This is a genomic window from Shewanella sp. 1311, assembly GCF_059338235.1.
On sequence record NZ_CM181686.1, the window covers coordinates 1922093 to 1935858 of the forward strand.

Here is a 13766-nt window from a genome sequence, read left to right on the forward strand (position 1 = left end):
GCATCGGGGCCGTCAGAGTCCCATAGGTATCTTTATCTAGAGTTAGTGATACTGGGATTGCTTGTGTCTATTAATAACCATTATTAGCGAAAATGTGATCAAAATACCAGTTTTTCACAAACATCAATCCTCGCACTTCCACCCAAAGTGCATAAAGATTGCAGTTTAAGAACTATACAAGCGGTTATGCCCGTGGCTTTCAGCATAATTAGTCAGAAAAAAAGTTATTTACCCCTCATTTTGCTAGCTATTCACTGAATGTGAATAACTACACCATTTTAACGAATCAAGTGTGAAAGCACAAAATGGCTAATTTTCGACCTCACTTCAAGGGCTTCGGGCAATAAATTGAACAAGGGAAACACATGGGGCATGTTAGGGTAAAAACAGCCCGTTATCTCGCCACCGCTGGCTTTGACTTGAGCGACTAAGCGCTCAGAATCCTGCAATAACAGCTCCCGCGTACCCGCAATCACTAAGATGGGCGGCAGATCTGCCAAGTCCCCCTGCAAGGGTGAAACTTTTGCAGACATGGGGTCGGCCCCCGCAAGATAAGCGCCACGTAAACGCAGCAAAGCTTCGATGGTGAAGAAGGGATCGTCAGCCGCGAGTATCAGCTCAGTATCCCCGGTTAGTGCTAAATCCAACGCGGGCGATAACAAGATACAGGCCGTCGGTAATGGCAGGGCTAAACGCTTTAATTCCAGCAACAAACTCAGGGCTAAATTGCCGCCAGCAGAGTCGCCCATAAGAATCACATTCTCTGCGCCCTTAAGCGCGATTAATCGCTTATAGGCTTCAAGCACATCATCAAATGGCGCAGGAAAAGGATGCTCAGGTGCGAGACGATAATCAGGAATATAGGCATCCAATTTACAACGCTGGCTAATATCCGCGATTAATCTTGCGTGGGCATGGGGCGTTTTAAAGCAAAAACCTCCGCCTCGGATATAAAACAGATTGCCAAGGCGAGTTTGCTCATTGAGAAGCACATAGTGCAGCAAGCTAGAGTGTTGCAAAGGGATGGTGGCACTGACTAACTTATCCGGCCAAGGAAGCCAACGTTTATCGAGATCAAGCAACTTTTTACGCACTTGCGCTAGGGGAACTTTGGCCTTGCCGCGACTGATGGATGGCCTAGCAACATAAGATAAAATAGTATTCAGTACAGATGCTTGCCAGCTTGGCATATCCCTTCCTCTACTTAAACGCCGCCATCCCGACGCTCAAGTCGCAGGTCGTGGACTACAGCAGATCTAACTTCCTATAATTCTGTGCTTTTAAGCGCAGCACTTCTTGCTCAGTTAACTCGTAATAATCGAACATTAAACGCTTTTCTTGGGGATCGATTTGACGCATCTCTTCGAGTAACACCACCTTAGCATAACAGTTTGCCCGCGCGACTAATGCCGCCTGCGGTGACAATTCTCGATAGCTTAAGGTCAGGTCTAACTCCTTCAATAACCCAGTCAAAGGGCTCGCTTCAAACTTAAGTAACTCTAATAGCTGCCAGTTAAGTTTATGACCATGGCTTAACACTTGTTCAAACACAGCCTTGGCCGGAAACTCAGTGGCAATCACCGCATCATACACTTCCTTGTCACGGCTGCTGCTAGCTTCCCTTATCCACGCGCCCCAGGTTTGATCGAATAAGCGGGCACTCAAACTCAGTACAACCGAAGTACCTAATTGATTGAGCAAGGCACAACTATAAACTAAGGCTGAGTCAGTATTATGAAGCTGAGCCAACGCATTGGCCGCGATACCACTGACTATGCTGTAGCGCCACAATTTACGGGTAGTCCACAACAACTTAGCATTGGCGCTCGGTAGCCAATTACGCAGGCAAAAGTAAGGGATAATCGTTCGCAGGTTTTCGATGCCGATGTAATTCATCACCAATTTGATATCAGTGACTCGCACATCTGAGCTCTGAGGCCGGCGGGCACGAAAAGAGGGACTATTGACCATATTGGTTAAGTCGCGGCATAGCCAACTTAAGTTGCTGATCAGCGGTCTTAATCGCGTCGCATCAAGATTTTTTGCCAGCAGTAATTCCAGCAACAGAATTTGCGATTCATTGATCTCTGACTTAGCCAGAACCAGTTCGGGGGACGCGAGTTGATGCTCGATGGCGTTATTGACCGTTTCATGCAGCTGGCTCGACACGGCTTCGAACACTTCTTTCGCTTTAATTTGTTTCATCAAACGCGCTAAAATCGCTTCGCGCTCAACATCTAACTTATTCGCATCGGCCTCTAATTCAAGGTCGAGGTCATCCAAAAGAGTCGGGCTCGCTTTATGCTTTCCGAGGATCAATTGCTGATAGAGTCTGTGCTCTATCTCTATAATTTTGCCGGGTCTTACACCGCCCGCAACCGAAATCGCCACTATAAATCTTTCCTATATCGCTAATGCCCGAGTGACGTCAAAACAATCAAACTCTCAAAATCATTACAATTTCAGCACATACACTTAATCTTAGCAATAACGCAAAGTCGCAGAACACAAACATAGTGTTATATCGGATATTTCCTACTCAGTTGGCCAATAAAAAGGCCTCACATAGAGGCCTTTACAGGAAGTCGAGCTGAGTTATTTGAGTTCTTGTTCGAATAACTTATAGATACGGCGGTATTCGTCTAACCAGCTAGAAGGCTGACGGAAACCATGGGGCTCGACAGGATAAATCGCCGTTTCAAAGGTCGGTTTTTCCAGTTCGATCAAATGCTGCACCATACGCACGCTGTCTTGGAAGAAAACGTTGTCGTCCATAACGCCACTCATAATAAGCAGTGGTTTGGTTAATCCTTGGGCATGCTCAATCGGAGAGCTGCGCTCATAGGCGATAGGATCGACATCAGGCGTATTTAAGATGTTGGAGGTATAAGGCGCATTATAATGTGCCCAATCCGCCACAGGACGCAGTGCGGCTCCTGCTTGAAACAGGTCTGGTGCAGTGAACAATGACATAAAGGTTAAGAATCCGCCGTAGGAACCACCATAAGTCCCGACACGTTGAGTATCGACATTCGTATTGGTTCCCATCCAGCTAACGCCATCCTTTAAGTCTTCCACTTCTGGATGACCCATATTGCGATAAATCGCGGTGCGCCAATCTCGGCCATAACCTTTAGAACCACGGTAATCCATGTCCATCACCACATAACCTTGTTGAGTCAGCAGGTTGTGGAACATAAACTCGCGAAAGTAACCGCTAAAGCCATAGTCAGCATTTTGCAGATAACCAGCGCCGTGGTTGAAAATTACCGCAGGGTATTTCTCGGCGCGGGATTTATCATAGCCTTGTGGCAAATAAACACGGGCGTACACCTTGCCGGCACCATAGCTTGAAGGTACAGCGACCACTTCTGGTGCTTGCCATGGATAGTTTTTAAAGGCATCGCTGGTGTAAGACGTCAGCTGCTTTAACTCACCACCAATAGGTTGAACATAAAGCTCATTGGGCTGAGTGCGGCGTGAAGCATTGAGTAGTAGCTGAGTGCCATCAGGACTTAGGTTGTAATCTAAGTTGCCATCCCACTGCGTTAATTGCTCATTTTTGCCTGTGGCTAAGTTCACCCGGTGAACGTTATAAATGCCAGGGTGAGTTTGGTTAGCTTTGTAGTAGATATAATTCGCGTCCGGTGACAGCGTAATGTCGCTCACTACAAACTTACCTTGGGTTAAGGCGCGCGGCTTTTCACCGAGTCCTTTCACATAGAGCTGCGAATAACCTGATTCTTCCGACAAATAGTACAGAGAATCCGTCCCCGGCAACCAACCGAATTGGTTATAGTCGTAATTCACCCAAGCGTCATCATGTAAACGATGTTCTGTGGTGAATTTACCTTTAGCTAAATCGACACTGGCGATCCAGCGATCTTTGTTATCGGTGGCTTCTAGCATCAGGGCTAATTTATCTTCCGATTCATGCCACTGAATCGCACTCTGGGTCCAGCCCCAATCTTGCATCAGCTGAATTTTACGTGGCGCTTTAGTGCTTTGGTGAGTTTCGCCTTTCGCTTTAGCATTCTCAGCTTTCACTTTGGCGAGCACATCTTCATCAAAACCCGTCAGGCCCTCGATAGTGATATCGACTTGTTTATGCTGGTTTAAATCAAGCACTACAAAGCGTTGCCCTGGCGGCGTATCTTCAGCCACACGTGCACGCACGGGGACAGGATCAATATAACCATCGCTGCCTAAGTAGTTCGGCATGATGTCGTGTTCACTGCTACCTGTGTAATTCTTGTCGGTCAGAGCAAGTAAAATATAGCGGCCATCCGGTGACAGGCTGAGCTCTGACACGACTTCGCTATCGCCTAAATACCAAGTGCTGGCGGCGAGTGTTGGGTCGCTTTTTTGCAATTCATCTTTGTACTGTGCTTTGGCTTTAGCATTCTCTTGCTGCAGCGCCACATACTTAATCAATCTGTGCTGTTGCTTGGCAATGTAAGACGTTGGCTCTTTTACACCTTCTGGGGCTTTCGCCATTTTAATTTCAGCAAGTTGCTCGACTAAGCCTGAGTCTTGATGAATTTGGAAAACGTTGTCGCCCTGCCAATAGGCGATATCGCCATTATTGAGATAACGCACGCCATCGATGGCACTGCGCTGGCGAGTCAGTTGGCTGATTTTACCTATGCTTAATTGCTTAACAAAAATGTTGCCCTGATACAGATAAGCCTTGTGTGACTTAGTGCGATCAAACACACCAAACTGCTGATCTGCCGCGTGTAATTTATCAAGCGCTAGCTCGACGGCGCGACTGTCATTGATGCCTTGCTGATAATAACTGCGCAGAGGTGAAGCACTCGCTTGGCGGGCAAACAGCACACTTTGGCTATCGTCGCTCCAGTAAGCCTCTTTGGCGAAAACGCCCATCCAATCGGGATTTGCCATAATTTGATTAAGCGTAAGCGCCTGTGAAACCTGTGGCGGTTGGGCTAAGGAAACTTGAAATGCTTGCGGGGATGATGCAGGAGCTGCTGTTTCAGTCGATGTCGCTGCGCAACCTGCCAACACGGCAACCGCTAACGCACTTAAACCCAAATATCGCATTACGCTTCTCATTTGTCCTTCCTTTTATTGTTATCGCAACGGCTAAATGACCCAGTCTAGTTTATCTGCTGGTTTTGCCTATTCGCGTAGTTTTGCCGAAGTTATAGCATAGTTAATTACTAAACTTGCTTAAAAAAAGGATAAATCTTGTAACAGAAATTGATAGTACTAAATAGTGCGGGGAGTTTTAGGGCGAGGAAATTATACAGGCACAGCCGATTGCGCTAAAAAAATGGCTAATAGTTCTAGACCTTGCTCAGTAAGAATGGATTCGGGATGAAATTGCACCCCATACAGCGGTAAGTCTTGATGGCTCATGGCCATGATTTCTCGGCCATGGATCGGATCATCAAACCAAGCATCGAGGACAAAACCTTCAGGCACAGCATCCACCAATAACGAGTGATAACGTGTGACGGTTAAGGGCTGATTTAATCCCTCAAATAACCGCTGGCCAGTATGCGCAATGGCGCTGACCTTGCCGTGCATTACCCGCTCGGCACGCACCACATTGGCACCAAAAACCTGCGCCATCGCCTGATGCCCTAAACACACACCGAGGATCGGCATGCGCGTGGCAAAATGCTCAATCGCCGCAAGGGAAATCCCCGCCTCATTGGGAGTGCAAGGGCCGGGCGAAATCACCAGATGAGTAGGCGCAAGCGCCTCGATTTCGGCGATGCTAATTTCGTCATTACGTTTGACCACTATCTCTTGCCCTAGCTGCTGAAAATACTGCACTAAGTTAAAGGTAAAAGAGTCGTAATTATCGATCATTAGCAACATACAAGATCCATTGGCCTAAATGGGTAAAGGTAACGCATATCCGACGGATGAATGCAGGCGCAAATGCTACCACACCTTATCCTCAAGGTTTAGCCAATTACGGCGATAAAATACAGCGACAAAAAAGCCAGTCATAGGACTGGCTTAGTTTTAAAACAACTTGGGCATTTCACCACAGCTCTTTAGCGGTCGTTATTTTACGACGGTTAAATGGCTGCGACGCTTAGGTGGTTCATCAGTCGGTTCAGGCGCTTTATCGTTTGTTTCAACAACCGATAAAGATGAATCGACTTCATCGTCCACCAGGTAAGCATCTTCAATATCGAAGACAGTGCCAGCACCGTTTTCACGGGCATAAATAGCGACAATCGACGCCATTGGCAACATCACCTGCTGGGGAACACCACCGAAACGCGCATTGAACTCCACAAACTCATTGCTAATTTGCAAATTGCCCACTGCGCCAGCAGCGATATTCAACACTATCTGGCCATCCTTCACGTATTGCTGCGGTACTTGAGTGCCTTCAACAAAGGCATCCACCACAACGTGAGGAGTCAATTGGTTGTCCATCAACCAATCATAGTAAGCCCTTAGTAAATAAGGACGATTTGGAGTCAAAGGTTTCATTACATACCCATGCGCATTTCGCGTTCAGCTTCAGTTAGAGAAGCTTTAAACGATTCACGCTCAAAAATACGTGTCATGTACGCTTTGATATCTTTCGCTACACGGCTATCTAGCTCAATACCTAATACAGGTAAGCGCCACAACAATGGGCCAAGGTAGCAATCCGCTAGACCAAATTCTTCGCTCATGAAGTAAGGCACTTCACCGAAGATAGGCGCAATAGCGATCAGGCTTTCAGTCAGCTCTTTACGAGCAGCTTCAACACGATCACCCTTACGGATACGGTCAACTAGCGAATACCAGTCTGTATCTATGCGGTGCATCATCAAACGGCTTTGGCCGCGAGATACTGGATAAACTGGCATCAAAGGCGGATGAGGAAAACGCTCATCCAAATATTCCATGATAATGCGTGATTCGTATAAAACGAGTTCACGATCTACCAAAGTTGGCACTGAGTTATATGGATTTACTTCGAGCAAATCCTCAGGCATTTCGTTAGGGTCGACCTGTAAAACATCAACAGTAACCCCTTTCTCAGCTAACACGATACGTACTTGATGGCTATACAGATCATCAGCACCTGAAAACAGTGTCATGATAGAGCGTTTGTTGGCAGCAACAGCCATTGATACCCTCCAGAATCGAAATAAAACAAAAGTAAACGAGGGGCTAAGCCCCCCGTTTACACTATGCGGATATTACATTTTACCCGTTATTGGTGCCTAGTGTACATCTTTCCAATACTCTTTCTTCAAGAGGTAGGCCACAATAAAGAATATAAACAGGAATCCGAGTACCCACCAACCCATAGCTTTACGCTCTAGTTGGACAGGTTCAGCCGAATAGACTAAGAAACCCGTGATATCACGAACCGCTTGATCGTATTCTTCCGCATTTAATTTACCGCCAGTAACCACAACAGTGCCATCTTCTTGCTTGACTGGTGTGCCTTGTAACTCTTCGAGTACATGTGGCATACCAACAGATGGGAATACTGTGTTATTCACACCAAAGGGGCGACTAGGATCTTTATAGAAGCCTTTCAGATATGAATAAACCCAATCTTCGCCACGAACGCGGGCAACCAAAGTTAAGTCTGGTGGTGTAGCACCAAACCACTTAGCCGAATCTTTATGTGGAATCGCGTTTTGCATCAGTTCACCAATTTTTGCATCGGTGAACATATACTTGTTACGCATATCATCCGCAGAGATACCGATATCGGTGGCGACACGTTCATAACGTTGATACTGAGTGCTATGACAACCAGAACAGTAATGTTGGAACAGGTCCACACCACGTTCTAAGGAAGCTTTATCATGCAGATCAACATTGGCTTTTTCTAAATGTACGTGCCCAGTCGCAGCAATAGCCAGCGTCGGCAACAGTGTAACTAATGCAATCAGTAATTTTTTCATCAGTGTGTCAACCTCGCTGGAACAGGCTTAGTTTTCTCATTCTTACTGTAAATGAACAGCAACAAGAAGTAGCCAAAATACGTCACAGTGAAGATACGCGCAGCGATCGTCAGCTCAGGTGTGGCAGGCACAGCGCCTAAATAACCTAAGACGATGAAAGAAATCGCAAACTGAGCAATGTTCAGCTTGTGTAGCGTGCTACGGTAGCGAATTGACTTCACTTTACAACGATCTAACCAAGGCAATACGAACAGTACTGCAATCGACAGACCCATCATAACAACACCAGTCAACTTGTCTGGAATCGCACGAAGGATGGCGTAGAAAGGTGTAAAGTACCACACAGGTGCAATGTGCACAGGCGTCTTCATCGGGTTAGCCGCTTCGAAGTTCGGGCCTTCTAAGAAGTAACCACCGCCCTCTGGTACGAAGAACATGACCCAGCAGAATACGATCAGGAAGCCAGCGACGCCCATGATGTCTTTTACTGTGTAGTATGGGTGGAATGGAATACCATCAACTGGCCAGCCATTCTCGTCTTTGTTCTTCTTAATTTCGATACCGTCAGGGTTGTTTGAACCCACTTCGTGTAGCGCAATTAAGTGTAAGAACACGAGGACCACTAATACTAACGGCAGTGCAATCACGTGCAGCGCGAAGAATCGGTTCAGTGTCGCGCCAGAGATCACGAAGTCACCACGGATCCACAGGGTTAAATCGTCACCAATAACAGGGATAGCACCGAACAGAGAGATAATTACCTGCGCGCCCCAGTATGACATTTGGCCCCATGGTAGCAAGTAGCCCATAAAGGCTTCAGCCATCAACACGAGGAAAATCAACATACCGAACAACCACAGTAGCTCTCTAGGCTTCTGATATGAACCGTAAATCAAACCACGGAACATGTGCAGATAGATCACTACGAAGAACGCTGAAGCACCGGTAGAATGCATATAACGCAGCAACCAACCGTATTCAACGTCACGCATGATGTACTCAACAGAAGCGAATGCGCCTTCTGCTGTTGGTACATAGTTCATCGTCAACCAGATACCCGTCAGTAATTGGTTAACCAATACTAACATCGCTAGTGAACCGAAAAAGTACCAAAAGTTAAAGTTAGTTGGCGTAGCATACTGGCCCACGTGACGGTTATAAGTCGCCGTCATTGGGATACGAGCATCAATCCAATTAATTAAATTCTTAACCATTACGCCACTCCTTTATCTACACCGATAATCACGGTGCCATCATCAACGTATTGATGTGGAGGGATAACTAGGTTCAATGGAGCAGGTACGCCTTGGAACACGCGACCAGCCATATCGAACTTAGAGCCATGACATGGACAGAAGAAACCAGAAGTGACACCTTCAACTTGCTCACCAAATGAATCTGGCAAATAAGTAGGTGAACATCCGAGGTGGGTACAAATACCGACAGCAATAAAATACTCTGGCTTAATTGAGCGCAAAGGATTTGTTGCATAATCAGGCTGCTGCATTTCGGCAGAAGCAGGATCTCTTAACTTATCATCATGTGTTGGCAGTTCATTGATCACAGCATCTGTGCGACGGACAACCCATACAGGTTTTCCACGCCACTCAACACGGATCAGCTGACCTGGCTCTACTTTACTGATATTTACTTCGACCGGTGCACCTGCAGCTTTCGCTTTGGCACTCGGATTCCATGACTTGATGAAAGGAACCGCTACAGCGACGGCACCAGCACCACCTACTACGGCGGTTGCGGCTGTCAGGAATCTGCGACGTCCGGTATCGACTGGCGCATTGCTCATCCACTTATCTCCCAGAGGGTGTTGGAATTTTTATATTTCAAAGACTTTCAGCCCTTAGTCATCACTAGGGTCAAAAATCGAAGTTTGAAGCGGGGCTCATTATAGCTAAAAATTAGAAGCAGATCATAGTGAAAACACGCAAGTAAGTTAGGGAGATTGCGTGTTTTTTAAAAAAAGTCTAAAAAAGACCCAACTATTAACCCGTTTTAATCCATTTGGATCATATTTTGAGCATCTTGTCTGTGACATCGGCATAAAGCATGCATCGCTAATATGAATACGACCGCCGTTTTCTTTACCTAAGTTAGCAATCATTAGATAAAAAAATAGGCCCTGGGTAACAGGGCCTATTAGATCAATACTTTTAACGTATTACTTCTTAGGTGCAGTGCTCTTCATATACTTGAAGAACTCGCTATCAGGCTCTAACACCATGATATCGGACTTGCCTGAGAAGCTGGCACGATAGGCTTCTAAGCTACGAACAAAGCCGAAGAACTCAGCATCTTTGCTGTAAGCATCAGAATATATCTTCGCGGCTAATGCATCACCTTCACCACGTATGGTTAAGGCTTTACGCTCAGCTTCAGCAATCTTCACTGTTACATTGGCATCAATCGTTGCACGAATGATTTCAGATTGCTCTTTACCTTGTGCTCTATGCTCTTTTGCCACAGCTTGACGCTCGGCACGCATACGTTGGTAAATACTGTTACTGACGTTAGCAGGTAAATTGATTTGCTTTACACGCACATCGACAACTTCAATACCTAAGTCTTTGGCGCTTTCTGAGGCGTTTTCTAACGCGTCATTTTGCAATTCATCACGCTTACCAGACACAATCTCTCTGATAGTGCGACGACCAAACTCAGTACGTAAATCGTTGTTGATCTTACGTTGTAATAGCGATTCAGCATTCGACTTAATACCACCGTTTGTGGACAGGTAATATTTTTCGAAATCTGCAATACGCCACTTCACATAGGAATCGACCATAAGGTCTTTCTTCTCTGAAGTCACAAAACGATCAGCAGCACCATCGAGTGTTTGAATACGGGCATCGAGTAATTTTACTTTATCGATCACAGGCACTTTAATGTGCAGACCTGGACCGTAGACGCGGGTGACTCGATTACCGTCAACGTTGTCTTTTAAAATTTCCCCGAAACGCGCCACAATTGCGCGCTCGCCTTCATTCACCACCATTAAAGATGACAAACCAATACCTAAGAGTACGGCGATAAGAATAACGCTTAATCTACCCATGGATTACTCCCTCCCTTGGCGAGTACGATCATCGCGGGATGGACGTCCACTCAAAGGCTCATTCGCGCGAGTCGTTGATACAGATGAAGAATTGACATTTTGCTGTGGCTTAGCTTCCAGCTCAGTTGTCGCAGGCTTCTGCTGAATTAACTTATCTAGCGGTAGGTACATTAAGTTGCCGTTGTTCTTGGCATCAATCAGCACTTTATTCGTATCTGTCATCACTTGCTGCATTGTATCGAGATACAAACGCTTGCGAGTCACGTCAGGCGCGGCCTGGTACTCAGGTAATAACAGCTCAAAACGAGCCACTTTACCGCGAGCTTCTAAGACTTCACGCTCTTTATAAGCATTCGCTTGTTGTGCCATACGTTCAACTTCACCACGAGCTTTTGGTTCAATTTCACGGGCATAGGCTTCAGCTTCACGAATAAAACGTTGTTCATCTTCTTGGGCAGAAATCGCGTCATCGAAGGCGTCTTTCACTTCTTCAGGCGGACGCGCCGGTAAGAAGTTGACGTCAACAACAGCAAGACCCAATTTGTACGGTTCAAGAATGCGCTCTAACTCTTTCCACGTATCGCGACGAATAGCATCACGGCCGGTAGTCAGAATATCATCCATCTTGTTATGTCCAATGACATAACGCAGTGCACTGTCAGTCGCTTCACGCAAGCTGGCGTTCGCATCGACGGCACTAAATAGATATGAGTAAGCATCTAAAATACGATACTGAACATCAAGCTCAACTTTCACGACGTTTTCATCGGATGTCAGCATGCTACCAGACGCAGGAATAGAGCGAACCGATTGAATGTCGACGGGATAAATTTGGTCGATAAATGTGGCTTTCCAATGAAGTCCAGGGCCAATTTCGCCAGCGTGTTTACCAAATCGCAGTGCCACACCACGCTCAGCTTCTTTAATTGTATAAAAACCCGAAAGTCCCCAAACAACTACAGCAACAGCAAGAATGATGATTAGGCTAAACGAGCTAAAAGATTGGCCTGAGCCGTTTCCTTTGCCGCCAAAGCGCTTTGAAAGATTACGAAAAACCTCGTCAAGGTCCGGTGGTCCTTTGTCGTTACCACCTTTATTTCCCCAAGGATCATTACCCTTGTTACCGGGCTCGTTCCAAGCCATTTAGCACTCCATAAGTGGATGAAATAAATTAGATTATTAACAAACAGCCTCATCTATCGAATCTTCGTAGATGAAGGTTTCTAACTCACCCTGACTCTGTTTAGCTAATCGGCGCCAATCGGCGTCCGATAAACGAACAGACAAAATACAGTTCCCCAGATCGTCGTACTCTTTCTGCTGTATCGCATCCAGTCGATAAAACTGGCCAAGATAATGTCCAGCAGTTGCCGGAATTCTAAGTGTTAGCTCTTTAATCACCTCACCGATTAGCTCAGTGATGGCTTTCAACAGCAAATCAAATCCCAAACGCTTCTGTGCCGAAACCCAAACTCGAACGGGTTTGCCTATGTCGTTATATTCAATTCTTGGGGTTACATCCTCGAGTAAATCGATTTTGTTACACACCACGAGTTGCATGACTTCATCGGCTTCGATGTCTTTCAGTACAGATTGAACCTGATCAAAGTTATCCGCCATGTTTTCATCTGCACAATCAACGATATGCAGTAGTAACTCAGCTTGCCTTGTCTCTTGTAAGGTTGCCTTAAATGCAGCAACGAGATCATGGGGCAAATGACGAATAAACCCTACAGTATCCGCTAATATCACGGCACCATCGGGTAAATCTAACTTTCTTAGCGTGGGATCGAGTGTGGCAAACAACTGATCTGCAGCATAAACATCGGATGATGTTAGGGCATTAAACAGCGTTGATTTACCCGCGTTTGTGTAGCCGACTAATGACACTGTCGACAAATCACTGCGCTTACGTGCACGTCGACTCTGTTCACGTTGTTTATCAACTCGCTCTAAACGCTTGTTGATATTTTTAATCCGTCCTCTGAGCAAACGTCTATCGGTTTCGAGCTGGGTTTCCCCTGGTCCACGTAAACCAATACCGCCCTTTTGCCTTTCAAGATGCGTCCAACCACGGATCAGGCGAGTCGACATATGGCGCAATTGCGCTAGCTCCACCTGCAACTTACCTTCGTGAGTACGCGCTCTTTGGGCAAAAATATCGAGAATAAGCGTCGTACGGTCGAGTACTCGACAATGACACACTTGCTCAAGATTACGCTCTTGGGCTGGACTCAATGCATGATTAAAAATCACCACATTGGCTTCGGTCGCCGCCACTAATGCGGCTAACTCTTCAGCTTTACCAGAACCCACAAAAAATTTGCGATCCGGCGAACGTCGACTTCCAGTAATCACCCCGACTGATCGGGCTCCAGCTGATTCCACTAATAGCTGCAGCTCGACTAAATCTTCTCGGCGTTCCTCATCGGAAAAGTCGATATGGACAAGAACCGCAGTTTCTCCCGCCTCATAACGATCAAACAAGAAGTAAACTCCTTAGATATAGCTTATTCGCCACTAGGCGCATCATCTTGAGCACCATATCCGCCTTGGGCATTTTGGTGACCAGTGACGTTGAATGGGCGTGCTGGCACGACAGTAGAAATAGCGTGTTTATAAACCATTTGGCTCACTGTGTTTTTCAACAGAATGACAAATTGATCAAACGACTCTACCTGTCCTTGGAGTTTAATGCCGTTCACCAAGTAAATTGATACAGGAACGCGCTCGCGACGCAATGCGTTCAAAAATGGGTCTTGTAAAGATTGCCCCTTAGCCATTTTATTATTTCC

At 46.1% G+C, this 13766-nt stretch carries 13 protein-coding genes; all 13 read right to left on the bottom strand.

Features of this window, described 5'->3' with window-relative positions:
* Positions 1-278 precede the first annotated feature (278 nt).
* A complete protein-coding gene (locus AC5YB3_RS08685; protein WP_259516282.1) occupies positions 279-1190 on the bottom strand; it encodes an alpha/beta hydrolase in 912 nt (303 codons plus the stop codon).
* Between the two features lie 55 nt (positions 1191-1245).
* Entirely contained in the window at positions 1246-2391 is a 1146-nt protein-coding gene (locus AC5YB3_RS08690) for an HDOD domain-containing protein (RefSeq protein WP_259516280.1), read from the bottom strand.
* Between the two features lie 204 nt (positions 2392-2595).
* Positions 2596-5076, bottom strand: a complete 2481-nt coding sequence (locus AC5YB3_RS08695; protein WP_494526956.1) for a S9 family peptidase — start codon at positions 5074-5076, stop codon at positions 2596-2598.
* A 189-nt stretch (positions 5077-5265) separates the two neighbouring features.
* Positions 5266-5850 carry an anthranilate synthase component II gene (locus AC5YB3_RS08700; protein ID WP_494526957.1) on the bottom strand — a complete coding sequence of 195 codons (585 nt, stop codon included), beginning with the start codon at positions 5848-5850 and terminating at the stop codon, positions 5266-5268.
* 192 nt (positions 5851-6042) lie between these two features.
* Complete coding sequence (locus AC5YB3_RS08705; RefSeq protein ID WP_006080066.1) at positions 6043-6480, bottom strand: ClpXP protease specificity-enhancing factor; 438 nt, start codon at positions 6478-6480, stop codon at positions 6043-6045.
* A complete protein-coding gene (sspA, locus tag AC5YB3_RS08710) occupies positions 6480-7109 on the bottom strand; it encodes a stringent starvation protein SspA (RefSeq protein ID WP_006080065.1) in 630 nt (209 codons plus the stop codon). Before sspA ends, AC5YB3_RS08705 begins: the two co-directional genes overlap by 1 nt.
* 96 nt (positions 7110-7205) lie before the next feature.
* Complete coding sequence (locus AC5YB3_RS08715) at positions 7206-7901, bottom strand: cytochrome c1 (protein ID WP_012588618.1); 696 nt, start codon at positions 7899-7901, stop codon at positions 7206-7208.
* On the bottom strand, positions 7901-9115 hold the full coding sequence (locus AC5YB3_RS08720) for a cytochrome b (protein WP_011845727.1): 1215 nt from the start codon (positions 9113-9115) through the stop codon (positions 7901-7903). Before AC5YB3_RS08720 ends, AC5YB3_RS08715 begins: the two co-directional genes overlap by 1 nt.
* Positions 9115-9705: a ubiquinol-cytochrome c reductase iron-sulfur subunit gene (gene petA, locus AC5YB3_RS08725; RefSeq protein ID WP_006080059.1), complete on the bottom strand. Its 591-nt coding sequence runs from the start codon at positions 9703-9705 to the stop codon at positions 9115-9117. The genes AC5YB3_RS08720 and petA overlap by 1 nt, the downstream gene beginning before the upstream one ends.
* Before the next feature lie 372 nt (positions 9706-10077).
* Positions 10078-10971, bottom strand: coding sequence for a protease modulator HflC (hflC, locus tag AC5YB3_RS08730; RefSeq protein WP_006080058.1), 894 nt, complete (start codon positions 10969-10971; stop codon positions 10078-10080).
* A gap of 3 nt (positions 10972-10974) precedes the next feature.
* Positions 10975-12114, bottom strand: a complete 1140-nt coding sequence (gene hflK, locus AC5YB3_RS08735; RefSeq protein ID WP_006080057.1) for an FtsH protease activity modulator HflK — start codon at positions 12112-12114, stop codon at positions 10975-10977.
* Between the two features lie 36 nt (positions 12115-12150).
* The gene (hflX, locus tag AC5YB3_RS08740; RefSeq protein ID WP_006080055.1) at positions 12151-13458 is read right to left on the bottom strand and encodes a ribosome rescue GTPase HflX; all 1308 of its coding nucleotides are present in this window, start codon (positions 13456-13458) and stop codon (positions 12151-12153) included.
* A gap of 23 nt (positions 13459-13481) precedes the next feature.
* On the bottom strand, positions 13482-13754 hold the full coding sequence (hfq, locus tag AC5YB3_RS08745) for an RNA chaperone Hfq (RefSeq protein WP_006084207.1): 273 nt from the start codon (positions 13752-13754) through the stop codon (positions 13482-13484).
* Positions 13755-13766 lie beyond the last annotated feature (12 nt).